14 protein-coding genes are annotated in these 26,398 nt (G+C 41.1%); 9 read left to right on the top strand and 5 right to left on the bottom strand.

From position 1 onward, the window contains the following. The first annotated feature begins 44 nt into the window (after nucleotides 1-44). From AAEY99_RS04900 to AAEY99_RS04875, 6 genes are all read left to right on the top strand, one after another. Nucleotides 45-1,715, top strand: a complete 1,671-nt coding sequence (locus AAEY99_RS04900) for an ATP-binding cassette domain-containing protein (RefSeq protein ID WP_351009452.1) — start codon at nucleotides 45-47, stop codon at nucleotides 1,713-1,715. Nucleotides 1,716-1,965: 250 nt separating this feature from the next. Then, the gene (locus AAEY99_RS04895) at nucleotides 1,966-2,118 is read left to right on the top strand and encodes a hypothetical protein (RefSeq protein ID WP_351009449.1); all 153 of its coding nucleotides are present in this window, start codon (nucleotides 1,966-1,968) and stop codon (nucleotides 2,116-2,118) included. Nucleotides 2,119-2,127: 9 nt separating this feature from the next. After that, entirely contained in the window at nucleotides 2,128-2,400 is a 273-nt protein-coding gene (locus AAEY99_RS04890; protein ID WP_351009446.1) for a PqqD family protein, read from the top strand. 33 nt (nucleotides 2,401-2,433) lie between these two features. Further along, nucleotides 2,434-3,387, top strand: a complete 954-nt coding sequence (locus tag AAEY99_RS04885; RefSeq protein WP_351009444.1) for a hypothetical protein — start codon at nucleotides 2,434-2,436, stop codon at nucleotides 3,385-3,387. A gap of 2 nt (nucleotides 3,388-3,389) precedes the next feature. Beyond that, entirely contained in the window at nucleotides 3,390-4,280 is an 891-nt protein-coding gene (locus tag AAEY99_RS04880; protein ID WP_351009442.1) for a sulfotransferase domain-containing protein, read from the top strand. A 21-nt stretch (nucleotides 4,281-4,301) separates the two neighbouring features. After that, entirely contained in the window at nucleotides 4,302-6,200 is a 1,899-nt protein-coding gene (locus tag AAEY99_RS04875; protein ID WP_351009440.1) for an asparagine synthetase B family protein, read from the top strand. A 99-nt stretch (nucleotides 6,201-6,299) separates the two neighbouring features. Here AAEY99_RS04875 and AAEY99_RS04870 read toward each other — a convergent pair whose 3' ends face one another. Together AAEY99_RS04870 and AAEY99_RS04865 are read right to left on the bottom strand one after the other, a co-directional pair. Next, complete coding sequence (locus tag AAEY99_RS04870) at nucleotides 6,300-7,538, bottom strand: tail fiber domain-containing protein (RefSeq protein WP_351009437.1); 1,239 nt, start codon at nucleotides 7,536-7,538, stop codon at nucleotides 6,300-6,302. A gap of 2 nt (nucleotides 7,539-7,540) precedes the next feature. Then, a complete protein-coding gene (locus AAEY99_RS04865; protein WP_351009434.1) occupies nucleotides 7,541-7,993 on the bottom strand; it encodes a hypothetical protein in 453 nt (150 codons plus the stop codon). Between the two features lie 360 nt (nucleotides 7,994-8,353). On the opposite strand from AAEY99_RS04865, the gene AAEY99_RS04860 reads away from it, so the two are divergent. The 3 genes from AAEY99_RS04860 (at nucleotide 8,354) to AAEY99_RS04850 (ending at nucleotide 23,030) form a co-directional block, all read left to right on the top strand. Beyond that, a complete protein-coding gene (locus AAEY99_RS04860) occupies nucleotides 8,354-17,560 on the top strand; it encodes a putative Ig domain-containing protein (RefSeq protein ID WP_351009432.1) in 9,207 nt (3,068 codons plus the stop codon). 128 nt (nucleotides 17,561-17,688) lie between these two features. Continuing rightward, nucleotides 17,689-20,847 (top strand): CRTAC1 family protein, encoded by a 3,159-nt coding sequence (locus AAEY99_RS04855; RefSeq protein WP_351009430.1) that lies wholly within the window; start codon nucleotides 17,689-17,691, stop codon nucleotides 20,845-20,847. A 20-nt stretch (nucleotides 20,848-20,867) separates the two neighbouring features. After that, on the top strand, nucleotides 20,868-23,030 hold the full coding sequence (locus AAEY99_RS04850) for a DUF255 domain-containing protein (protein ID WP_351009427.1): 2,163 nt from the start codon (nucleotides 20,868-20,870) through the stop codon (nucleotides 23,028-23,030). Between the two features lie 271 nt (nucleotides 23,031-23,301). Here the strand turns inward: AAEY99_RS04850 and AAEY99_RS04845 are convergent, their stop codons facing one another. The 3 genes from AAEY99_RS04845 to AAEY99_RS04835 all read right to left on the bottom strand — a co-directional run bounded on the left by AAEY99_RS04845 (nucleotide 23,302) and on the right by AAEY99_RS04835 (nucleotide 26,358). Continuing rightward, on the bottom strand, nucleotides 23,302-24,855 hold the full coding sequence (locus tag AAEY99_RS04845) for an MBL fold metallo-hydrolase RNA specificity domain-containing protein (RefSeq protein ID WP_351009426.1): 1,554 nt from the start codon (nucleotides 24,853-24,855) through the stop codon (nucleotides 23,302-23,304). A gap of 667 nt (nucleotides 24,856-25,522) precedes the next feature. Further along, nucleotides 25,523-25,744 (bottom strand): DUF2375 family protein, encoded by a 222-nt coding sequence (locus AAEY99_RS04840; RefSeq protein ID WP_101086456.1) that lies wholly within the window; start codon nucleotides 25,742-25,744, stop codon nucleotides 25,523-25,525. 224 nt (nucleotides 25,745-25,968) lie between these two features. Then, nucleotides 25,969-26,358: a Cd(II)/Pb(II)-responsive transcriptional regulator gene (locus tag AAEY99_RS04835; RefSeq protein ID WP_011638267.1), complete on the bottom strand. Its 390-nt coding sequence runs from the start codon at nucleotides 26,356-26,358 to the stop codon at nucleotides 25,969-25,971. Between the last annotated feature and the right edge of the window lie 40 nt (nucleotides 26,359-26,398).

The raw sequence follows: 26,398 nt of genomic DNA, 5'->3' as shown, positions 1-26,398 counted from the left end.
GTAAGTTAATTTTATTAAGATGAGTAAAGAAGGCTGTAGATAGAATGTCGTCTAGTTTTAGTGCATTAAAAAGATATTTATACGGATTGGGACAACAAGCCTCCAAGTTACTCGTGCTTGCTTTTGGTCTATTACTGCTAAGTAGTTTTACTGAAGGCATCGGGATATTAATGTTGGTACCCGTGGTTAACTTTATGTCAGACCCAAGCCAAACCTTGCCCAGCTGGCTAGAGGTTATTCCAGGTTTTAACCCTGGGTTGCTTTCTTTAGAAGTCGTGCTGGCATTGTTTTTATGTTTGCTGCTTGTGCGCTCTACTTTAGTGTATTTTCGTGAGCGAGTGTTAACCCTAATCCGCCTGCAAGCCACAGATAAACTGCGCAAAAAACTGTTTGAAACCATGTTGTTTTCAGATTGGCAGCAAAGAATTAATTCCGAGCAACATCAAGAGCTAGAGCAGCTCACTAATGGGGTTAATCGCGTCGGAATGGCTACTTTCTATATTCTAAAGTTAGCGACTACGGCTATTTTTCTTATCGTATATAGCGTGGTATCAATCATTATTGCCCCTATAGCATTATTAATAGCCATCGTAGTCGGCGGTATTATCTTATTACTTTTTCGCCACATTTTTCGACAAGCGGCAGAATTTGGTACGGGCTTGACTAATAGTAATAAACAGCTTTATCAAAGGGTGATGTTTTTCTTAAATGGTATGAAAACGGTTAAGGCATGTGCATATGAAGCACAACAACTTAAATCGTTTGAAATGACTCAAAAAGAGTTAAGAGACAATCAACTAGCATATCAAGACAAAACAGCTTTGCAGCAATTAGGTTTTCAAGTGATAACGGCATTACTTCTGTGCGTGTTAGTTTTTGTTGGCTTGGAAGTATGGCAATTAGGTGTTGCTGAGCTTGTGGTGTTGATTGTTATGTTTAGCCGAATGATGCCCATGCTGTCAGACTTACAATCAAATACTCAGCGTTTATTGCATATGTTACCCGCGTATATTGATATTGAGGACGCGATTAAAAAAAATCAGCAAGCTCATACACCAAATAACACACATATTATTCAATTTCCGCGTAAACACTTGGCATTACAAGGGGTCAGTTTTGCTTATCAAACACGTTCACCCTTATTATCAAATATTAACATTGAGTTTCCACTGCATAAGATTACCCTAATAAAAGGTCCGTCAGGACAAGGTAAAACCACGGTTATCGATATTCTAACCAGTTTGCTTACACCCTCTGCGGGGAAGGTGATGTTAGATGGCAATCCGCTGGATGCAAGTGCGCACCATTCATGGCGTCAACAGGTGAGTTATTTGTCTCAGGAACCATTTTTATTTCACGCCAGTGTTCGCGACAATATTCTATGGGGCGAGTGTTGTACTGATAGCGAGATCTATAGTGTGCTATCTCAATGTTGTGCCGATTTTGTTAGTGAATTACCTCATCGTCTTGACACCATGATTGGTGATGGTGGCATACAACTTTCTGGTGGACAAAGGCAGCGCCTTGTATTGGCAAGGGCATTAGTTAGAAAGCGGCCATTGTTGATTTTAGATGAAGCAACTAATGCGCTGGATAATGAGACCGAGAAAGAAATATTTATAACTTTACAGCGATATCGAAACTCAATGACGATTGTTTTAGTCAGTCATAGTGAACAAGCTCAGACTTTTGCTGATAAGACAGTGCTTTTATAAAAAGACAAGTTTTTGATAGTTGTAGGTGTGTTAACTGAATAATCAAAATGAGTAATAATTACAGATAATCATTTGTAAAGGGTTGTTGCAGTTTTTTTGTTAATTCGTGGTTTTCGGTTGCAAATCAGGCTATACTTGTAAGGATTAAGTTATTAAGATTGTGGTCTTTTTAACTACAATTAATTCAACTATCAACTATCAGCAGTTTTGTTCATTTTGATAGATTATTTTTAAAACGGGAGCGATATAAATGCAGCATAAAACTAAAACAAATAATGATCTAGATGTGACAAATATTGAAAGATCAGTTTGGTCAAAGCCTGAGATTGAAGTGATTGATATTGGTTCTACGGACGGTAAAGCTCCTTCTGTTACTGAAACTGCCCCTTTTGGTTCCTCATAGGAATAGTGTATGTTGCTTTATAGTCAACAAAAAGCGCTGAGTGTTGCGCCTATGGGCGATCAGCTAGTAATGATGGATGTATTGCAAGATCAATATTTGGGACTAGATACAACAGCAACCCATATTTGGGGGTTATTAGCCTCACCTATCAGTGTTGATGACCTTGTGATTCAGTTGATGTTGAAATTTGACGTTCAAGAAAATGACTGTCGTCGCGATGTTGAATATTTTCTTCAACAGTTAGTCGATAGAAAGCTTGTAGAAGTCAATGCGGCTGCTTAATTTGCAGCCCGTTTATTTAAGGCCAAAATTCCCGTGCGTTACTCTCTGTACAATCTTACCTTTGACAGCCAATTCATCCTTCCAAATTTTCCTTGTGTTCAAGACAGTCATCCTGCAAATATTTCCATAAAAAATGTGGATAAATTAGATGTCGATATTACTTTCTTGAGTCAAGTTGGCGCTTACTGTTGGCTGAATTCGTCAAGTTTTCTGTTATCCATTCCTCGATTAGCTGACTTTTATGTGCGCGACGGACAGTCGATTGAGGTTGCTGTTGCCGACGATGCCGATATGGCACTGGTGATCACTTATATTCAAGGTTATATGCTTGCAGTTGTGATGCAGCAACGTGGCCAACTAGTCTTGCATGGTACTGTTCTGCAAAAAAAGGGCAGCGCTATTGTTGTTTGCGGTCACTCAGGCAGTGGTAAATCCACGTTGGCGGCAACATTGTTGACCCAAGATTGGCAATTGGTATCCGATGATTTATGCGTTTTTGATACCAATGGCAAAGTGCTACAAGGCTGTAATGATCTTAAAGTCTGGCCAGATGTTGCTGAGGTTTTGCAGTTATCAGATGCAAAACCCTTAGCAGCCCAAATTGCAAAGTTGCAGTATGTGCCGGAAGGTTCATCAATGGGTAATGAAGATTCTAATGAAAGGTTAGACGCATTTCCATTAGTGGCTGTCTATTGCTTAAGTGAACAGCACGATAATGAACAAAGTGAAGTTCGGGGTGACGAAGTTTTAGCAGACGTACTAACCGAGTTTAAGGGGATGCGTAAATTTGGTCCGTTAAAAGCTAATCGCTACCGAACTCAATTTTCAACGGCAATGGGGCAAGATGCACTGTTTATGCAGCAGTGCAGCGCCTTTTTAGCAAAGACTCCTGTTTATGGGCTTGATCGCGGCAAAGCAATACTGACATTAGAAAATCTTCACGCATTAAGCCGCTTTATTACCGATTCATTTGAGGCTTTAGTTTAGTTATGTCTGCAGGTATTTACTGGCTCGCCTCTTACCCGAAATCCGGAAATACTTGGTTGAGAAGTTTTATTTTTGCCTTACAAAATCAATCTACGACTGATGTTACAACAATTGATATTAATCAATTGCACACTGGCGCTATTGCTAGCAGCCGCAGTTGGTTAGCGAATGGCTTGGGTGTGGAGTTAGGATTACATTCGGCTGAGCAAATTGAGTCATATCGTAGTGATGCGTATCGCTTTATCCATAGTCAATTGACTGAACCTGCTTATCATAAAATTCATGATGCCAATCATCTTTGTGCTTCGGTTGGACACTTGTGTTCGCCTGATGCCTGTGCAGGTGCTTTGTATGTGGCCCGTAACCCCTTCGATGTGGCCATTTCATTTGCTAATCATATGGGCGTTTCGCTTGATAAGAGCATAGGTATGATGGGCACCAGTGATTTTGCACTGCTGGCTGATAATAAAAAATATCGGCCGCAGGTGCGGCAGCATATGGGATCCTGGAGTGACCATGTTACCTCTTGGATAGACTGTGATTTACCAATATTAGTAGTGCGTTATGAGGATATGCTGAATAACTCACTTGTGTGCTTTACGCAGGTTAGTCAATTTTTGCATTTATCTGATGATGAAAACTCAGTTAAAAAAGCCATTGCAATGTGCCATTTTGATAAGCTTAAAAAGCAAGAAAATATGCATGGCTTTAAAGAGCGACCCTTTAAATCAAAAGCTTTTTTTAGAAAGGGCATCGTAGGGGATTGGCAAAATACGTTATCTCTGTCTCAAGTCGATAGGCTGATTACCGACCATGGTGCCGTGATGCAAAGGTTAGGCTATCTTGATGACAACATGCAAATCACGCCACTGTGTTATCCCACTAATATTTAGTGGTTATTTAAAGGATGATGCATGAGCACGATTCACTGCGTAATTGATTGGCAAAAAGCGTTACCCGAACATGCTATGCAAGCTATGCTGTCTTGTAGTGACTATTGGCAACCTGATGCTCGTCATCATATACAGGTAAGTGACCAACCTGATGTCCGTTTTGCAAAAGCATGCCTATATAATCGGCCGAACGCCGAGCAAGACGCAGTATTATTAAGTGATTGCGGACAATATGTGATTGTTGCCAATGCGCAGCTTGATAACCGCGAGGAACTTGCCAATAAACTGCAGTTAACAGACTGTCAGCACTTGTGCGATGCAGGTTTTATTTTACAGGCTTATCTATGCTGGCAAGAGGAAACCGCCGCTCATTTGTTGGGGGATTTTGTTTTTATCATTTGGGATAAGGTGAAACAGCAGCTTTATTGTGCTCGAGATCACTTCGGGGTTAAGTCGCTGTTTTATTCTATGCAGTCTGGACGAGTTGTATTGTCAAATGAGCATAAAGCTTTGCTGGTGCCCGAGTTGGCCATTTCGCGTCAACTCTCCCATCAATGGCTGGCTGATACATTTATGCCAATTACTACGAATGAATTCCTTTCTCCTTTCAATGCTATTCAGTCTTTACCTGCGGCGCATCAGCTTGTAATAAATCAGCAAGGGCAAAGCTGTAAACCATATTGGTCATTAAAACCTCAAGTGCTACCAGCATTAACGGATGATGAAAACCTTGCTAGGTTAGCTAAGTTATTTGAGCTGGCAGTGGCGCGGCGTTTAGTATCGCAATACCCCATAGCCGCCGAATTAAGCGAAGGCTTAGACTCCAATGGCGTGGTGGGATATGCCAGTCGTTTGTTAGGTGATAAACCTTTATATACTATGTCCTTTAATGGTACCGCGTTGAACGATGATAATGCGTCAGTTTGGTCAGATGTCTATCAAGAGTTGTTCGATGCGATCGATCTATGGCCAAATGTAAAGCCGCTTTGGCGCGAAGATACTCCCAGCCTATTGAAAGCAGGTGCGTACGCCAATACATTTGGTGGTCCTTCTGTTATATCCTCTTGGTATGCGCCTCGGGTTGCCCTTGCCCAGTCTCAGGGGTGCCGGACTGTGCTTTCAGGTTGGGGAGGGGATCATTGTGTCACTGGCTATGGCGATGAATATATTCATGAATTGTTTTTTGGGCGGCACTATCTTTTATTGTATCGACAGCTGAAGTTGCGTCAGCAACGTGGACGTGGTGGTAACCCAATAAAAGCTATGCTGCGATTGTTAATCCAACATCGATTACCTCAAGTGTATAAAAAACAACTTCAATTTCGTAATGGGTTAGCGAGGCAGTCGGCTGATTTGTTTTATCATCCAATATTGACTGCCAAGGTTACTCATAAGTTAGCTGAAATAATCAAACCTTATTATGCCATTATTAACAGAACCTCAGTGCAAGCACGTGATCATCGTGAGCTGATTGAAGTGGGCGTTCAACGTCGTATGACGTTGACTGAAATAGCCGCACGGCATTATCGTTGTGAGTTCCGTTACCCTATGCTGGATAAAGAATTGGTGGAGTTTGCCTACAGTTTACCGAGTCATCTTAAGTGCAAATATGGCGTTGAACGTTATATGTTTAGAGAGATTTTAAAAGGGCATACAACAGAGCGTATTCGTATGAGACGCAAAGCCGATGTATTAACGACGCTTAATATTGATAAAATGCAAGAAAAGGCAGATGAATTGTTACAAAAAGTGGTTGCTAATTGGGCATCTGACCTTGATGCTATTTTTGATAAAACTGCACTAGCACAAGTGGTTCAAGACTATCCACATATCGCTCAACGGTATTTATTGGTGATTGAATCACTGCAACAGCAGCTTGAAAATGGCTCAATTTATATGGTTCAATCTAATGACATGTAAATTGAGGTATTATTAAATAGATGTTTAACTCAGATTTAAACTAACATTCATCAATGTCCTAGCAAATCTGAGTAAACACAGTATAGAAAACGTCGGAATTTATTTTGTCTTCATTTCCAAATCTGAAATTCGATTCGACAACTCTTCTATTTGTTGGTCCTTCTTCATATTCAAATCATATAACGCTTGGATTGCGGCTAACGATATACCGGCAGAATCAATCGCGGAAATGTGTTTGTCATCATTGCCGCCAAGACCAAATAATTTATAAAAATCTTGCGCCATAGGGCCGATATGTTGCTCACTAGCACTTTGAGATTTGTAATTCCATTTAGAAATCGCCAATTTAGAAATGGCACCGAGTATTTCAGTGCCATTAATAGTCTGAAAATTCTCTTTCTTGTTCACATCAGAAGTTAACAACACGTTGTTTGCAGTTACAGTCCCTTTAGTTGTGATGTTACCAGTTGAATCGACAATAAACACTTGTCCGCCAACGTTGTTAGTAAGGGAAAATGTACCATCTTGTCTAGAACCTAGTAACCAAAAGGCAACAGTTGGCGAAGCTTCTGTATTCGACATTTTTAGATAGCTGTTACCAGCATGTGCTAATTCGAGAAGTACTGAGTTTCTAGCAGCATTTGTATTTTCAACTAAAACTGAACTTGTTGAAAGGTTAGTACTTGTCGAGTCAATGACATGTAATTGTGCATCTGGACTTGCCGTGCCTAAGCCTATATCACCATCTGTATCGATGTATAATGAGTTAGTTGGCGCATTAGGTCTAATTTTAAATGGTAACTTAGAGCCATTTGTTACATCACGAATAAAAAAGTTTGTCTCGTTTCCTGCTACATCCCATGTTTGTGGGGTAAAGCCTGAGCTACCATCTTGTTCTAGACGCATAGTAGGGCTGTCACCATCAACAACATGCATTTCAACTACGGGTAATGATGTGCCTAATCCTATCTTGCCGTTAGAAGCAACAAATAGTGCGTTATTCTTTGCCCCGGCCATTATGGTAAATGGCGTTTTTCCACCGTCTATATCATCGAGTGAAAATTTGTTTGCGCCACCGTTAGTGGCGTCATTGGCGGTTAATTGCCAATCATTAGTCGGAAAACTTGAACTATTACTTGTGTCTTGAAATTTTATACGTAAATTATTTTCTTTAAGTCTCAATGTATCGAAACCAAAACTTTCACCGTTAACACAGTCTTGTCCTATACATGCGCTGCCGTCTACCACGAGATCATCTAGTATTTGTTGGTCGGCATACAGATTTACTGATACCGCTAACGGGATTATTGCCCAAGCAAGTTTACGTGTTGTTTTCATTTTTAATACCTGCTGTTTTGGATTTGCTGGGTATTCAGCTCAGGATCCGCTTCTGTTATTTCGCCTAATACAAACTGATTATCACTGACGTTAAAATAACCTGATGTTGTTTCTATATGACCAGTATTGCGTTTGGCTTTGTTGCGGCCTGTTTTAGGGTCCGTTATATACTCAAGTTTACCATTTTGTATGTACTGAATTTGGTATGTGTAGTTACCAGCATCGGTAATCTTTAACGTTTCTATATCAACTTGTGTTTTATTGTTTTTGAGTGTGTAGCTGGTGTTGAATTCTTTTGGGCCGGAAATGGTGATAGTGGCTTCGTCGAAATTATTACCAGTATCGATATCTAATACCGAACCACTTACCGCGATGTTATTTGCTATGCAAGCGGACGACGTTAATAGTGTCGCTAGACATAATGTGGCTTTGATTGTTTTTCGTACTGATTTCATTTCTTAAGCCTTTATTTTCTTCTTTGAGCTTATTTTAACCAAAAAGTAACAATTAGCAAATTATTAGCTGCCTATGAAATAAATTATAAATGTGTCCTTAATGATTTATTTAATGGGAGTTTTGTTTGAATTTTAGTCAACTCTAATTTGAGGTTACTTAATGTTCTTGTTTTTTAAGGTTTTTATTATATTTTTTCATGTTTTTTTTGTTTGGCTTTACAGTAGTTGTTTACATTAAAATAATAAAATAAGGTCGGGTTTGTTTTTTGCTGTTATTATTGTTAAATAAATGTAACTTCGTGCTTGCTTCAGCTCTGTGGTAAGCAACAAGCCAATAATAAAAATGAGAAAGGATTCGCTATGACTGCGATGCTAAAAAAGACACTAATTCGTTTATCTAACGCTTCACGTTTAGTATACATATTGGCATTAGTCGCTAGTTCAGCTGCGTATGCTGTGCCGAGTGACCTTTCTTTAACTGGTAATTTGAGTAGCCCGACTATTTCAGTAAATAATTCCAGTACCTTAACCTATACATTATCAAATTCCTCCTCATCAAATTCAGCTTCTGATATTGGCTTTACGATCAATCTTCCTACTAACGTTGTCATCGCTAATCAAACCAATGATTCTGTGTCTTGCGGCAGTGGTGATTACACTCTTTCTGCAGGTGGTAATTCGGTTATAGCGAGCGGTTATCAGTTAGGGCAAGGGCAAAATTGTCAATTAGTCTTTAATATTACAGCCAGTGCTGCTGGTGTGTTTAATATTACCAGTACAGACTTATCATCGAGTGATGACATTGGCCCAGATTCTTCTACAACGTTAACTGTTAGTGATACTAATGTATTTGCAACATTAAGCTTGTCTTCATCGTCGATTTCTGCCGGTGGTTCTACAGAGTTAACATTAGCGCTATTTAATCCTTCCGATGCTTCTGTCTACGGTTTTAGTGGGCAAATTATTTTACCCGAAGGATTGGTTATCTCATCAACAACTAATTTAACATCTGATTGCGGCGATTATATGACGTTGACGCAGTCGGCGGATGCCCGTTCTATTACATTATTTTCACAAAATACTGCCATTGAATTTCTTGCTTTTTTACCCTCAGGTTCTGCTGGCACTCCCTCGAGTTGTAGTGTCATTATTGATGTTTTGTCTAGCGGAGCAGGAAATTTTAATTTAACGACCTCTGATATGACGTATAGCGGTGGGAGCATTAAGATAGGCAAGGCTGGCGCTTCATTGTCGGTGCAAAAACAATTTGTCAATATGGTGCTAGATCCATTCACTGTCACTCCTGGGCAAACCGCTAATCTTAATGTGACATTAACCAATTTTGACCGTAGCAACACAGCCAATAATATTACTTTTACCGATGATCTTAACGCAGCGTTAACTGGGTTAATTGCTACAGGGTTGCCATTAAATAATGCGTGTGGCAGTGGTTCGGTTGTTTCGGGAACCAGTTCAGTTAGCTTAACTAATGGTAGTTTAGCTGGCGGTGAAAGTTGTTCGTTCACTATTCCCGTTACTGTGCCTGTTGGTGCGAGTATTGGTTCATATACTAATACAGTAAGTAATATTTCCTCTTCGATTGATACCTATTCTAGTGTTACAAATACTTTTCGTGTATCGAATGCGCCAACATTAACCATGTCGGTTGTTGAATCGCCTATTACAGCAGGTGATGCTATTACCTTACGTTACACGCTGACGAATATAGATGGTGCTAATGCGGTGTCTGATTTAACTGTCAGCACGGTTATCGGTGCAACATCGGTTGCGACGATTACGACTTTACCAGGCTCTAATTTTTGTAATGGGTCAGGAATTAGTGCTTCATCGACTACAACTGGTGATTCTTTTAATGTCGATCTATCTGCTATCACTCTTGCTGCGAGTGAGTCTTGTTCTTTTGATGTAGGTTTAACTCTTAACGAGGGGTTAAATTCTGGTCGTTATTATTTTACTGCACAGCAAATAATAGCAACTATTGGCGGTAATAGTGTTTCTAGCAAAAGTCCATCTGCCATTGCTTCGGTAATAGTAGATACGGCGCCAAGTTTACGTTTTTCGTTTCAAGATAATGTCATGCTTCCTGGCGCTTCTGGTTTTATCGATTTTGAATTATCACATCACTTGAATGCTTCTGCTGATGCTACCAATATTGCTTTTACATTGGACTTAGATGCAGGGTTGTCTGGCTTAGTGGCGACTGGATTACCTATATCAAATGTTTGTGGCACAGGATCGACGATAAGCGGTACATCAACGTTATCTTTTTCTAGCGGCATGTTAACGCCAGGTGAGTCATGCTCGTTTTCGGTTCCAGTTCAATTACCAGCCGGTACGGTTGGAAGTAACTTTCAGTTTTCAAGCTCTGATGTAGGAGCTGTCGTTGCTGCAAATGCCGTCGTCAAGTCGGGTGGTGCAGCTTCACTTATTGTCAGTGGTTTACGATTTAGCCAATCTTTCTCTGACAATGCCATACGGGTGGGCAGTGGCGGAACTCAAGTTGATGTGATTTATTTGCTAACGAACGAATCCGGTGCAGGGGATTCAACGAGTATTTTTTTTACACAAAGCTTTAGTTCTTTCATATCGGGAACCACAATAGCATCAGCTAATCAAAATGCATTTTGTGGTGCAGGTTCGGCAACTTCTGGTACAGGAGGTACTACTCTAGTTGTGAGTGGTGTTGATGTTGCAAATGGTGATCAGTGTGCATTAACGATCACCTTAAACATTCCAAGTACAGTCGTTGCTAATAATTATTTATCGATTAGCAGTAATTTGTCAGCAATCATTGGTGGAGTCAATACATCGATAAGCCCGGCTGTTGCTAATTTGAATGTTAATGAGTTGACGGTTGTTGCATCAATTGATGTGTCTAGCCCAACCTCTGAATCTATCGTTACCCTGTCGATTAACTTTTCTGATGATGTTACTGGTTTTGATGAGACAGGTATTAATGCCGTTAATGCAAGTTTAACTGGTTTTACAGGAACCGGTTCAAGCTATACCGTTGAAGTAACGCCTACGGCTAATGGTGATGTCACTCTACAAATAGGTGCTGATGCTGCCTTTGATATTCTAGATGGCACAGTGGGTAATAAAGCGGCGATTGATATAGTGTTTGAATATCAATCAACTCCCATAGTTGCTACCCCGAGTTTAACCTTGAGTAACCCATCGAGCGTGTTGGTTAATTCTGGCCCTGTAACGTATACCGTTAATTATGTTGATGTTGAACAAGTCGATTTAAACTCTAATGAAGTGACTCTTAATACAACGGGCACCGCTAATGCGGATATTACCGTGTTGAATGGTGATACCAGCAGTGTGACGGTGAGTTTAGATAATATCGTTGGTAATGGTTCATTAGGCATAAGTTTAGTCGCGGGTACGGCTCGTTATAGTACTAACCTTGCTCCTTCAGCAGGACCTTCGAGCGTGTTTGTTGTCGATACACTTAAGCCTAGTGTGGTGTTGAGTACTGCCTCGTTAAATCAAACTGCTGATTTTACAGTTAATATCGTGTTCGATGAGAATGTATCAGGTTTTGATATAAACGATATTTCAGTTGTTAATGGCAGCTTATCTAATTTTCAGACAATTGATGCCAAAACATATTCTGTTGTCGTTAGTGCGACAGGAGAAACTGCCGTAGGGTTAAGTGTTGTCGATAGTGCGGCAAGTGACAGTGCAGGAAACGGCAATAATACTTCTAATTCTTTAAATGTGACTTACGATGATGTGCTGCCAAGCGTTAGTATTAGTGGGCCTTCCGGCACCGTAACCGTGGGGTTTACCGCTACTATCGATTTTAGTGAATTAGTCACTGGTTTTGACGTTAATGACATTCAAGTGACTAATGCTAATTTATCAGCATTTACTAATGTTGATGGTAAACAGTATACCGTTGCAGTATCACCTATTGCACAATCGACAGTGAGTCTTGCTGTTGATGCAGCAGTTGCGGTTGATACGTTAAATAATAGTAATACTGCATCTAGCGGTTATTCTGTTGTATATGATTTTAATGATGCGCCGGTGATCTCCGGCAGTCCTAACACCTCAGTCAATGAAGACAGTGCTTACAGCTTTACCCCAAGTGTTAGCGATGACGACAGCGGTGATAGCTTTACCTTTAGCATTACCAACAAACCGACATGGGCTAGCTTTAATGTCGCAACGGGCTTGTTAAACGGTACGCCAACTAATGCGGATGTGGGCACCACTTCCGGGATTGTGATCAGTGTCAATGATGGCACGGTAACCAGCTCGTTAAGCGCGTTTAGTATTAGCGTGGCCAACACCAATGATGCACCGGTGATATCTGGCAGTCCTGCGACCTCAGTCAATGAAGACAGTGCTTACAGCTTTACCCCAAGTGTCAGCGATGACGACAGTGGTGATAGCTTTACCTTTAGCATTACCAATAAACCGACGTGGGCCAGCTTTAATAGCGCCAATGGTCTGTTAAGCGGTACGCCAACCAATGTCGATGTGGGTACGACCTCCGGGATTGTGATCAGTGTCAACGATGGCACGGTAACCACGGCGTTGAGCGCGTTTAGTATTAGCGTGGCCAATACCAACGATGCGCCGGTGATATCTGGCAATCCTGCGACGTCAGTCAATGAAGACAGTGTTTACAGCTTTACCCCAAGTGTCAGCGATGACGACAGTGGTGATAGTTTTACCTTTAGCATTACCAACAAACCGACGTGGACCAGCTTTAATGTCGCAACGGGCTTGTTAAGCGGTACGCCAACCAATGCCGATGTGGGTAGTACTACTGGGATTGTGATCAGTGTCAACGATGGCACGGTAACCATCGCATTAAGCGCGTTTAGTATCAGCGTGGCTAATACCAATGATGCGCCAGTGATTTCTGGCAGTCCTGCCACCTCAGTCAATGAAGACAGTGTTTACAGCTTTACCCCAAGTGTCAGTGATGACGACAGTGGTGATAGCTTAAGCTTTAGCATTACTAATAAACCGACGTGGGCCAGCTTTAATGTCGCAACGGGCTTGTTAAACGGTACGCCAACTAATGCCGATGTGGGTACGACCTCTGGGATTGTGATCAGTGTCAACGATGGCACGGTAACCAGCGCATTAACCGCGTTTAGTCTTAGCGTGGCCAACACCAATGATGCGCCGGTGATATCTGGCAGTCCTGCGACCTCAGTCAATGAAGACAGTGCTTACAGCTTTACCCCAAGTGTCAGTGATGACGACAGTGGTGATAGCTTTACCTTTAGCATTACTAATAAACCGACGTGGGCCAGCTTTAATGTCGCAACGGGCTTGTTAAACGGTACGCCAACCAATGCCGATGTAGGTACGACCTCTGGGATTGTGATCAGTGTCAACGATGGCACGGTAACCACCGCGTTGAGCGCGTTTAGTATTAGCGTGGCCAACACCAATGATGCACCGGTGATATCTGGCAGTCCTGCGACCTCAGTCAATGAAGATAGCGTTTACAGCTTCACCCCAAGTGTCAGTGATGACGACAGTGGTGATAGCTTAAGCTTTAGCATTACGAATAAACCGACGTGGGCCAGCTTTAATAGCGCCAATGGTCAATTAAGCGGTACGCCAACCAATGTCGATGTGGGTACGACCTCCGGGATTGTGATCAGTGTCAACGATGGCACGGTAACCACCGCGTTGAGCGCGTTTAGTATTAGCGTGGCCAATACCAACGATGCGCCGGTGATATCTGGCAGTCCTGCTACGTCAGTCAATGAAGACAGTGTTTACAGCTTTACCCCAAGTGTCAGTGATGACGACAGCGGTGATAGCTTTACCTTTAGCATTACCAACAAACCGACGTGGGCCAGCTTTAATGTCGCAACGGGCTTGTTAAACGGTACGCCAACCAATGCCGATGTGGGCACCACTTCCGGGATTGTGATCAGTGTCAACGATGGCACGGTAACCACCGCATTAAGCGCGTTTAGTATTAGCGTGGCCAACACCAATGATGCGCCGGTGATATCCGGCAGTCCTGCTACCTCAGTCAATGAAGACAGTGTTTACAGCTTTACCCCAAGTGTCAGCGATGACGACAGTGGTGATAGCTTAAGCTTTAGCATTACTAATAAACCGACGTGGGCCAGCTTCAATAGCGCTAATGGTCAGTTAAGCGGTACGCCAACCAATGCCGATGTGGGTACGACCTCCGGGATTGTGATCAGTGTCAACGATGGCACGGTAACCAGCTCGTTAACCGCGTTTAATATAAGCGTGGCCAACACCAATGATGTACCAGTGATCAGCTCAGCTGCAATAGTGACGGCAATGCAAGATCAAGTTTATCAATATACTTTTGTGGTAATTGATGACGATAGCGGTGATGTCTTAACCTTTAGTGCAGTTGTGAAACCTGATTGGTTGAACTTTAATACCGCAACAGGGGTATTAAGCGGTACACCAACTAATGCAGATGTGGGTAGTCATGTTGTTACTCTAAAAGTGACAGATGGTGCAGGCTTAAGTGCTGAGCAAAACTTTAGCATTAGCGTGAATAATGTTAATGATGCACCAGTGATTAGCTCTATAGCGGTATTATCAGCGACACAAGATCAGATTTATAATTACACTTTGGTGGCTACAGATGCTGATACGGGTGATAGCTTAAGCTTTAATGCTTCTGTTAAACCTGATTGGTTAAGTTTTGATACCGCAACTGGGGTATTAAGTGGAACACCAACTAACGCAGATGTGGGTAGTCATTCGGTGACCTTAACTGTGACTGATAATGCTGGTTTACACGCCGAACAGAGTTTTAGCATTAGCGTGAATAATGTTAATGATGCACCAGTGATTAGCTCTATAGCGGTATTAGTAGCGACACAAGATCAGCTTTATAATTACACTTTGGTGGCTACAGATGCTGATACGGGTGATAGCTTAAGCTTTAATGCTTCTGTTAAACCCGATTGGTTAAGCTTTGATACCGTCAGCGGTATATTAAGCGGAACGCCGACTAATGCAGATGTGGGTAGTCATTCGGTGACTTTAACTGTGACTGATAATGCAGGTTTACACGCCGAACAGAGCTTTAGCATTGACGTGAGTAATGTTAATGATGCACCCGAAATAATGGGTACACCGTTACTGTCGATTAATGAAGACGAATCTTATACCTTTAAACCTGATGTCACTGATGCTGATGAAGATGATTCTCTTAGCTTTATTATCGTCAATAAACCTACATGGGCTAAATTTAGCGATACCGATGGTACGCTTAGCGGTATTCCGAGTAATGATGATGTTGGGGTGACATTGAGTATTGTTATCTCAGTGTCTGATGGCACCATTGAGGTTGAATTACCTGCATTTGATATTGAAGTGATTAATGTTAATGATGCACCAGTATTTGAGTCGGAACCCATAACCGAAGCAAGTGTATTTGCACCATATCAATACGATGTTGTGGTTTCTGATGCTGATGTAGATGCTTCTTTAACGGTAGCCGTTGTTTCGGCTCCAGAATGGTTGTCTCTTAACTCTGCTAATCAATTAGTCGGAACTCCGCCAGCTGAGTCGGCTGATATGACATTTGAGGTTGAAGTCAGTGTCACTGACGCAATTGTAGAGCTTCCGGTGATACAGCGTTTTAGTTTGGTTGTTTCTCAACCAACTGATACCGAACTTGGAGTGAATATTTACTTTTCACCAGCCCCTGCGATAGTGGGACAAAAAGTTAACTTAGTTGTCGATATTGTCAATAATGGTTATACCGCAGCACTAGGTCTGAATTATCAATTGACCTTTGGTCGTGAATTTTTAATTGTTGCGCTGCCTAATGAGTGTTCTGAACAATCGACTGGCGTAATCGATTGTATTGTTGCAGATGAGCTCGCCATTGGTGATTCATTAAGCCGAATTATTGAGTTAATGGTAGATAACGTCGATTCAGGATTCAGCTCAGCGGGCATTTCTGTCACGGCTACTAACGTAAACGATGAAGTATTTGACCGAGACGCCAGCATATTGTTGGCTAATACCTTGTCTATATTACCAGGTAAAGTGTTAACCAGTGTCCCTGCGTCGTTAGGGTATGCAGTTGATATGAATGCAGATAGCTTTACGGATTTACTGGTTTATCTACCTGATGAATTAGCTATCCAAATTATGATTAATGACGGTCTTGGTCAGCTTATTCCTGGTGCTAAGGTCGTATTAAATCAAGCTGTGACTTCGTTTACCGCTACAGATATTAATGTAGATGGCAACATTGACATTATTACTACTGGCGGTGACATTGCTGGAAATCGCGCATATATGCTCGATGGACTATTTGCAGTCACTTCGATTGAGAATCTAGACGATGTCAAAGCAGATGTTATGTTAATTGTTGACTTTGATTTTGATGGTTACTCAGAAGTCGTTTTAGCGGGTGTATATCAACCTCAAGTTGCTATTTATTCTGGAGTTGGTTCTGGTTCTCCTACTGTTAATTTAGTGCCTATTCCTTTTTCATTACCGTCTTTTAGTGCGGCAAAAGGACCTCAACAAGTATCAGCTGTTACCGACGTTATAACATCGTCAGAGTCTAAGATTACTGCGCTTTCTGCCATTACTACCGATGGTGTAATAAAGCTTTTAGTTGGAGTAGAGAATCAAGCGCCTGTGTTATTGACTCCTGATGATAATGATTGGGTTTCAAGTGCAGTGGTTTCGTTGACACAAGGTGTTCAACGTTTGATTAATACCGATTTAGATAATGACGGCAAAGCTGATTTGTTTGTAAAAGACGATAATGGCTGGCATTTAATTATGGATGCCTTTAGCAATGACTTTATTAAAAGCAGCGTCATGTTCCCTAATGCCGATGATATAGTTGTCACAGATCTAGAAGCTGATGGTATTCCAGAGCTTTTATTGGTGATGTCTCATGGGGTAAGTATTTGGCATTATTATGGACCTGAGGATATTCGTCCTAGTAATTATGTTATTGATGCAGAGGCCCTTGGTACCGTGACAGTGCTTGATATTAATAATGATAATTTGCTTGATATTATTACTTTTGACAAACAAGATGGCGTATCAGTATGGTATATGAGTGCCGGAGGTGGGGTAGGGCTACAAGATGTCGATCTAGCACTCTCTAGCCTCATGCCTAGTTACCCTGAAGTTGACCGTGCGGTTAATATCACTTGGTCTGTGTTTAATTTAAGTGATGCTAATGCCAGTGATGTGACACTGACTGTGATGTTAGATTCTAATATTGTGTTACCTCAAATACCAAGTGGGTGCGCACTTGTAGGCACCATGCTTACTTGTCAATTAGGCGAGATTGCAGCAGGAAAATCTAAGGATGTGTCGTTTAGTATTAATCCTGAACGTGATGGCAATTTATCTTTGGTAGGTGACGTAACGAGTCTAGAATATGATGTAAACAATGTTAATAATCAACGAGATGCAAGCTTTGACTTTGCTTCTGCTGAAAAGTCTGATGGCGGTAGCTTGCCGCTATGGGCAGTATTGTTGATATTTATGTTTGCATCGATAAGAGCCAATATACATCGCTTTCGTTAATCGACGATATTGGTAGCAAAAATTTATGTAACAGGGGGATTTTCCCCCTGTTTTATTATCTGCAGTATTTTGCTCGTCCTCATTTTGTGCTAAAAAAGGACCGCATTTTTGTTTTGGGATAAAAATTAATGGCAAGTTTTCGTAAATCGCGTCTATGTATCATGACGAGTTTGTTATTAGGTTGTGGTGCGTTTTCTGTTTATGCAGCTAATGAGTCGTTTGATTTAAAGCCTATCCAACATAATGATAGTTTACTCAAACTGATGGGAAAGCTCGAGTCTGCCAGAGATCCCAAATGTCATGCCACAGCCACTCGCTTAGAAGGCTTGATTTATGGCACGCCGTTAAGTGACGATGCCCGATATAAGAAAGCTGAATACCAGCAAGCATTGATCCGTAATATATGGATACAAGCTGCTGCGTCTAATCCCACTGTTGAACTATTATCATTAGCGCAAATCAAACAAGCCACAAGTGCCTTATTTGACACGAAGCAGTTAAATACAACTTGGCGAGTTACCACACCAGCATTGTCGGTTGACATTGATACTCGAGATGAAAGCCACTATGGGTCAATTGCTTATAGTTTCAGGGCCATGCTGGCAGTACAACAAGAAGCACTATTAGACCTTGATTCTGATTTGCCGATGTTGAGTGACGATGCGGCACAGTTTATTACTCAACAAATCGATTTAGTCACGCTATCTTTGCTTAAACAAGCTGATAACTTGGCAAGGATAAACAACCAACATGAAGTCAGCCAAGAAGATCTTATAAACAGTTGGGCCAGCTTATTCCCCGTTTTTAAGCCACAATCACTTGCGAATAACACTGTCGCAGATCCCTCCGTTGCGAAGGCGAATGTCCGTAAAACGGGCTTACTTACAGAGTTGATAGAACAGAAAATTGCTGCATTTGAGCAGTACAATCAAGTTAATCAAACCTTGTTTGCCCGTAATCTTCAGGTGTATTTTGCTAAATTAGCCTTACCGAAGGATAAGCAACAGTCTGCAGACTTTACCCGTTACTTTACTGAGGCGATGATTGCTTTCTCCGCAAACTTCTATTTGCAATCTCAAGCACAAGCAGGGAAGGCTAATGTGATAAAAGAAGCTGATGTCGCGATCGCGATGCAGCAATTGTTGCCTCATTCTGTAAATGAATATGAAGATGTAATATTTTATCAACAATATCCTCAAGATAAACAAGTTGTCATTGAATCCTATGATATGGATTCGTTTAGAGACTCTGGATTGCATTGGTTATATTTCAAAGAAGCATTATCTGACTTAGGGCAACAAGTTAAGTTAGAGGCGGATCCTTTTGCTGCGGAATTATTGTCTGAGGCGATTGCCCATTACGGTGTGTTGTTATTAAGACGAGCGGGTGAATTAGGAAAGTTAAATAATCAGAGTGAGTTATCTTCAGCATTAGTGACAAGTGCTTATGAGTCCATCAATAAAGAAGTGAATAATTACCATCAGTACCAGCCTGAAATATTGCCTGCGCCGGTGATTATGTCTGCGGGCAATCAGGATAATAAAGTGATCCGTTATTTTGATAACGTGACAGATAAGCAAAAAATAGATTTTGAACATCGCTCATCTGATTGGCTCAGTCGTCAGTTAAGGAGTTATTTGAGCAAAGATGCTAATACCGGGATTTCGACTATTCCTCCAGCCTTTGGTGGCAGTGGCGTGGCGGCAGAAGATATTAATGGCGATGGACTTGTTGATATTTTGCTATTAAGTGGTGCGGGCAATAAATTATTTTATAATCGTGGCAGTTTTTTCGAAGATGTAACTTTGCAATCAGGTTTACAGAATATCAGCCAACGTCCTGGTATTAATGCGGCAAAAAAACTCCCCGGTGAGCCAAGACAACCTTTGATAGCCGATTGGGACAATGATGGCGATCAAGACATTATGATCACATATGTTGATGAGCCTCATCGAATATACCGTAACAATGGCGATGGCCGTTTTACCGATGTGACGGCTATAGCGGCACTAGGTGGCGCTGGCATGGTTGGCGGTCCTGCTACCACTGTTGATGTTAATAATGATGGATTACTAGATATTTATATTGAATATTTTGGCAATTATCTTAAAGGTGATTTACCAACCTTAAAACGTCGTAATGATAACGGTGGTGAAAATGTGCTGTTCATTAATAAGGGTAACTTTGTTTTTGAGCAAGCTAAAGATGCCCTAGGCGCCAATAATAAAGGCTGGGGACAAGCTGTGACGCATGCCGATTTAAATATGGATGGATGGCAAGATTTAATAGTGGGTAACGATTTTGGTGTTAATAGTTACTACATCAATAAACAAGGCAAGGCTTTTGTTGATTACGCAGATAAAATTGGAACAAGTAAACCGTCATATACAATGAATATAGGCTTAAGTGATTTGAATCACGATGGTATCGCTGATGTGTATATCTCTAATATTGTGACCATGAACAAAGATCAAAAATATGTATTGCCGAGTGAAGAGACACAAGCTGAGTTTAATCCCGATAAACTCGCCAATATGCGAGTTGTTGAAGGTAATGACCTCTTCATTTCCAGTTTTGATTCAAAAGGTGCATTAAAATATCAACGCAGCGATAAAGTAGGGCGTGGATATTCATCAACCGGTTGGGCTTGGGATGCCGAGTTTTTTGATGCCGATAATGATGGTGACGATGATCTCTATGTGCTTAATGGCATGAATGATTATTATGTTTATTCAACCAGTAACCCTTATTATGCCGACCCTATTACCGGTGAAAGTGTTAACGCTGAGTTTCCTGATGCAGCTAAAGCAAGTAACGTATTCTTTTTGAATGAAGCGGGTGGCTTAGTCAATACTTCTGTTCAAAGTGGTTTGGATTTTATCGGTAATTCTCGTTCTGCCTCTTACTTAGATTTCGACAATGATGGTGACTTAGATGTGTTAGTTAATAATTATCATGACAAGGCTAAGTTATTTGAAAATAAGGCTGAGACGCTTAACAATAATTGGTTAAAGTTGAGTGTAAAAGGTTTACCTGCAGAGGGTGTTAACCTTGACGGTATTGGTGCACAAATTATTGTTGGTTTTGGTGAGAAAGGCTACGGTTGGCGCCAAGTTAGTGGTAGCCAAGGTTATATGTCGGTGCACCCTAAAGAACAACTTTTTGGTTTAGGAAAAGACAACAGTGCAAGAGTGATGGTTATTTGGCCTAATGGCAAACGCCAGCAATTTGGTCCTTTACAAGCAAATCATCGCTATACATTGACCTATGGTGCCGCAAAGCCATGATGTTGAGATGTATTCTGCTTATGCTTTGTTGGTTTACGCTTTATTGCAACCAAAGTGTCGGCAGTGAAGCTCCAAGTGAACAGCGTTTACTTAAGCAATTTGAAATAAGAAAGCCGTGGTTTATTGATCAAAATATTTTGAATATGGGTCAAACCCCCGATTATATTAATAGGCTTGTGCTTGAAGACTCGCCTTACTTGTTAAGGCATGCATTGCAGCCGATACATTGGCTGCCTTGGTCAAATAATATTTTGGCTCTAGCCAAAAAGCAAAACCAGCTTGTTTATTTGTCTATTGGTTATGACACCTGTCATTGGTGTCATGTACTGGCAAATGAAAGCTATATTGACACCGATATCGCCACGGTATTAAATAATCACTTTATTAATGTGAAGATTGACCGCGAAATATTACCTGAAGTTGATGCTAAATATCGCTTAGCGCTTGAAAGAATGACAGGAAACCCAGGTTGGCCTATCCAAGTTATCCTAACTCCTGACGGGGATATTCTTTGGATTGACTCTTATCTGTCTCAACCTTCATTGCTCAGTTTATTAAAGGTACTTTCTTCAAAATGGTCAGCTAATCCTGACAAACTCACTCGTAAGGCTAAGTCACTTCAGAATCATTTGTTTTCAAGTCAAAAAATTTCATTAGACGACTTTTTATTGCCTGAAAGTTATGCCCGCTTACTTGAAGATGTTATGGCTGTGCTAAAGCAAGAGCAAAGCCATGATTCACCGCGCTTTTTACGAGCTGAATGGCTGCTACACCTTTTAGCTGAATACGACAAAACGGCTAATGTTGAATATGTAGATATTGTAAAATCACAAGTTGATAGTTTTTTAATTAGCCCTACTTATGATTTTATTGATGGCGGCATGCATCGTTACTCTGAAACGGGTGACTGGGAAAAGCCTCATTTCGAAAAAATGCTTTATGATCAGGCACAACTTATACGTGTTTTGGTTAAGCTTTATTTGATTACAGGCATGACGCAGTATATTGAGATTGCTAATCAAACGATTGAATTTGTTGAATCAAAAATGAAATATAATGGCTATTATGTTTCGTCTTTGTCTGCATTATCTAATGATATTGAAGGTGGTTATTACCAGACTACAATTGAAGATCTTTCACGGCTTTCTGATGAACAACAAACACTTTTTAAGCATTCACCTGAGAGTAAATTATTTTCTCTACACTCTATCAATTTACCATCGGCTAAAACCATTAACGCATTGAGTCAACTGCGCAAAGACGGTTCTCCTTTTCCCATGGCTGATCAAAAAGGCATTTTGTCCTGGAATGCTTTATATGCTATTGCGTTAGCAGAGATGTATTCGGCAACGTTAGATGAGCAAATTCAGCGCAAGATGTACCAATATATTGATCAATTAAATCAACTGTTTTATCGCGATGGCCAGCTTTATCGTATTGTTTATGATGGAAGGGCCTCGGTTGATGCAAAGCTCGATGATTATGCACTCTTTATTCAGGCATTGTTGTTGAAGTACGGTATTAGCGGTAACTCCAATGATTTGGCTTTAGCCGTTAAATTGAGCCATCAAATGGGGATGTTGGTAGACAACACAGACTTATTATTACTTGCAGTCGATGATCAACTGCCCTCAATGGTGGCTATGGCAATAAATGCCTACAAACAATTATATTTGGCCACTGGAGAGCCAGAGATGATTGATATGATGGCTGGGTTGATGGCAAAATCAGTTCAGTCGCCATTAACGATATCGCAATTGTCTTTATTGTCTGCTGCAGACAAAACCGCCCGGAATAATCGATCACCTTATTTTATCGGAAGAGGTAAAGGGGTTGTCAATTTTGTAACGGTAGGCAAGGATTTAATATTACAAATTAACCTAGCTGGTGGCTGGCACATTAATTCGAATAAGCCATTGGATAAAAAACTGATCCCTACCTCTATCCATTTTATTAATGATGACCCCGTGAAGGCAGACTTTCCAGAAGCTAAACGAGTCAGTTTATCATTTAGTAAGAATATGCTGAGTGTTTATGATTCGACCATTCAGATCTTATTGGACAACAAGCAATTACAGCACACTAGAATACCCATTAAGCTCAATTTACAAATGTGCTCTGATAAAATATGTTTGTTACCGGAAACTATTTTATTAGTGGCTCCCCAAATGATTACACATTAGTGTCATGATGTTGTTAATGCGGTTATACCTCGATGCCACGATACTTTAATCAATCAGAACAAAGCATTTTGTTAAGTCATGCTCTATTTTTCATTTAATACGATAACCTTTAAAACCCTGAAACTATTAATTTATCCTCAATTGATTTGTCTATCCTAGATCGATGTATAGACAACACTTATCTATAGTCCTACATTGTTGTTGTCTAAATAAAAGCAATCTATACATCGAGTTCTGACTGTCTAGTTCAGCCCATAATGTTTCTTTTTTATTATTCTGTACCTATTTCAATCTCTGCCTCTGGAAGTATTTTCCTATATTCCTTTGCTAGCGCCTGTTTGGCTTCGTTGTCGCCGTGGACGATTCTGATGTGGCTGGGTTTGTGGTGCATGCGTTTGACGAAGTTGATGAGGTTGTGTTGATCGGCATGGGCGGAGTAACCGCTGATGGTGTGGATGGCGGCTTTGATATCAACTTTTTCTTCGTTGATGTAAACGTATCCGCCTTGTGGGCCGTAGGTTTGTATGTCGCGGCCGGTAGTGCCTCTGGCTTGGTAGCCGACAAATAAAACGTCTGTAGTGGGTTTTGATAAAAAGCGGGCGAGGTAGTTGCTTATTCGCCCGCCGGTGCACATGCCGGATGCGGCGATGATAATGGCGGGCTTATTAACTGAGTCTAAATAATTGATCACGGCGAGGTGGTTTTGGTGGCTGTCTATGGTGATGAGTTGGTTGAAGTCGAGTGGGTGGCGTCCCTGGGCAAGTTTAGCTTTGGCTTCGTTGTCCCAGAGTGTTTTGAACTGACGATATTTTTCGGTAAAGTTAGCGGCCATGGGAGAGTCGACGATAATGTCGATATTTTGCCATACAGGGTTGTGTTTATTGCGATGAATGATGTGTTCGAATTCGTATAATAGCTCTTGGGTTCTGCCGATGCTAAATGCAGGAATCAGTACCACGCCATTATCCTTTACAGCGCTTTCGATGATATTTTTGAGTTGCTTGCTGCGTTCTTTACGACCTTGATGGTTTTTATCACCGTAGGTGGATTCAATGACTAAGGTATCTGCTCTATACGGGCTTTTGGGGCTAGCAAGTAACGGCGCGTAGGTTGCGCCTAAATCACCCGAAAAAACCACTCGATGGCTACCGTTTGGGCCGCTTAAGTCTATTTCAACATAGGCAGAACCGAGTATATGTCCAGCGGGTTTGAATTTGAGTTTTACTTTGTGGTAAATGGTTGGAGTGACGGCTGTTTCTACTGAGGTGTATTCAGTACTTGCTGTCGACGATATTGCTGTTAGTTTGGACGCTGGTTTCTCTATTAATGACGTTGTAGGTGCGATTTTTGTGGAACTTTCTGTCGAAGATATGGCTGTTGGTATGTTTATCGGCAGGGTTATCCACTGGCCGTAATCGACTGGAACAAGCAGTTTTTTAAGGCGATTGATACAAGCCAGGATCAATTTAGGGTCGCGCGTCACACCGACTTTTAAGGCATCTTCTATTACCAGTGGTAATAGTGCCGCTGTGGCGGTTGTGGCATATATTGGTTGGTTAAATCCTGCTGCTAGTAAGTAGGGAATTCGCCCAACATGGTCGATATGGCAATGGGTAATGATAAGGGCTTTAATATGTTGGATGTCAAAGGTGATTTGCAGTTGGTCTGCTGAACTTTTTCCGGCAGTTTCTGCACCTTGAAATAGCCCGCAATCGATAAGATAACTACTGGTATGATTACCGTGACGATTATTGTAATTATTCACATCTAGTTGATGACATGATCCTGTGACGCCGTTAACCGCTCCATGGTGGATGATTTGCATGTTAGTCCTTTAATTGTATTTAACGAGAATTGTATTAAGTACGGCTAGTTAACTTAGCAGTGGTTGTGAGATTTTGCGAGGTTCTGGGTTCCTAGATCTTAGATCTAGGCCGCTGCGTTTCTAGGGCGGACTACGTCCTGCTAAGGACAGCTTTGCTGCTGAGAAAATAGATAACAAGCGAGAAAAGCGATAACAAACGCTAGCTAGCGTGGAAATAGATAACAAGCGGTAGCGAGCGAACTAGATTTTAGTGCGCTGCGCTTATTTAGGTGCAATTACAATCGAGCAAGTTAACTGTCATTTATTTATGATGATTCGATAATGATTTACGACCACCATTAGCTAACCGTAAGGTAGTAGGCTAAGTGAAAGTTAATTAAACACTTAGCGAGAATACTGCAAAGCCTAGTGCTTAGTATTCTGCTGTTGGCATGATTTACTTTGGGTGAGATTACTTTGGGATAGATTACTAGAGGGATTAGATTAAGAGGGTAATCATACCTGGCATCATATCGGACATTATATTGCTTGCCGATCTTGGTTGATGTTAAAGGCGTGTTCATGCAAACACGTTTCTTAAACTAGATAAAAGTGATTTTTTTCACGTCAAGCTAGTAAAGTGACTTCTATGCTGGTTAAGCCGTTCTAGTCATTAATAATATGACCTTTAGGCAACATCATTAAGCTCAGATGCCACTCGGTCGCCAAGTGCATTCAACATTTCAACTTCACCTTTAAATACCGCCACGATGATTTTATCCACTTTGTATTCCGTTGGGATAATCACACGTCCGCTCACGCCTACTTCAAGATCGTATAACACTTCGGCTATGGGTTTAATGGCGAGTTCAGCTGGGTAGTAAAGTACTGTTATCGTCTGCGTTGTCATAATTGTATCCATACATTTTCTGGGTGCCCAGATGATCCTTTCTTATGTTAAATAATATACAAACCTAGCGTTGTTATCATGATTTAACTCTCTCGCAAATGAGAGGATTAACCGTACCGTATACGCAACACCTAATGGATCGGAATCATAGTCGTTTAGATGCATACAGTAAAGCGCAATAAACCCTTATTCAACGATTAAAAAACAGTTGTTCTTGTTTTAGCTTAAGCCGATTTCAGCGTCTGTAAAATACTGCAATCCTTAATCTGATGGCTTTTACAACAGCTCGCCAGTGCGGCTAATGATTGTTCTAGTAATGCTAATTCTCGCTGGGTTTGTTGAATGCGGGCAAGTTGTTCGGCAATGATGTTGTCGACTAATGCGCACGACGATTTTGGGTCTTGTTGTGTATCCACCAAGCGCTTGATGTCATCGAGTCCGATGTTTAATTCTCTGCATCGTCTTATGAACACTAATGTCTCAATATCTTTTTCTTGGTAATGGCGATAGCCATTACTGGTACGGATTGGCGGGGAGAGTAGACCAATTTGCTCATAATATCGAATGGTTTTAACCGATACCTGGGCAATTGATGCCAATTCACTTATTTTCATATTGACCTTCCAGTGGCTGTAACCTTTAAGCTTAAGCATA

Origin of the sequence: Shewanella sp. S1-58-MNA-CIBAN-0166 (assembly GCF_040310085.1) — a bacterium.
Classification (GTDB): Bacteria; Pseudomonadota; Gammaproteobacteria; order Enterobacterales; family Shewanellaceae; genus Shewanella.
Note: the sequence above shows the minus strand (reverse complement) of the source record. Positions and strands in the feature narration are given on the sequence as shown.

Bases quoted from the DNA above. Each gene is read 5' to 3' on its own strand.
- AAEY99_RS04900 (WP_351009452.1), top strand. From the start codon at position 45: ATGTCGTCTAGTTTTAGTGCATTAAAAAGATATTTATACGGATTGGGA.
- AAEY99_RS04895 (WP_351009449.1), top strand. From the start codon at position 1,966: ATGCAGCATAAAACTAAAACAAATAATGATCTAGATGTGACAAATATT.
- AAEY99_RS04890 (WP_351009446.1), top strand. From the start codon at position 2,128: ATGTTGCTTTATAGTCAACAAAAAGCGCTGAGTGTTGCGCCTATGGGC.
- AAEY99_RS04880 (WP_351009442.1), top strand. From the start codon at position 3,390: ATGTCTGCAGGTATTTACTGGCTCGCCTCTTACCCGAAATCCGGAAAT.
- AAEY99_RS04875 (WP_351009440.1), top strand. From the start codon at position 4,302: ATGAGCACGATTCACTGCGTAATTGATTGGCAAAAAGCGTTACCCGAA.
- AAEY99_RS04870 (WP_351009437.1), bottom strand. From the start codon at position 7,538: ATGAAAACAACACGTAAACTTGCTTGGGCAATAATCCCGTTAGCGGTA.
- AAEY99_RS04865 (WP_351009434.1), bottom strand. From the start codon at position 7,993: ATGAAATCAGTACGAAAAACAATCAAAGCCACATTATGTCTAGCGACA.
- AAEY99_RS04860 (WP_351009432.1), top strand. From the start codon at position 8,354: ATGACTGCGATGCTAAAAAAGACACTAATTCGTTTATCTAACGCTTCA.
- AAEY99_RS04855 (WP_351009430.1), top strand. From the start codon at position 17,689: ATGGCAAGTTTTCGTAAATCGCGTCTATGTATCATGACGAGTTTGTTA.
- AAEY99_RS04850 (WP_351009427.1), top strand. From the start codon at position 20,868: ATGCTTTGTTGGTTTACGCTTTATTGCAACCAAAGTGTCGGCAGTGAA.
- AAEY99_RS04845 (WP_351009426.1), bottom strand. From the start codon at position 24,855: ATGCAAATCATCCACCATGGAGCGGTTAACGGCGTCACAGGATCATGT.
- AAEY99_RS04840 (WP_101086456.1), bottom strand. From the start codon at position 25,744: ATGACAACGCAGACGATAACAGTACTTTACTACCCAGCTGAACTCGCC.
- AAEY99_RS04835 (WP_011638267.1), bottom strand. From the start codon at position 26,358: ATGAAAATAAGTGAATTGGCATCAATTGCCCAGGTATCGGTTAAAACC.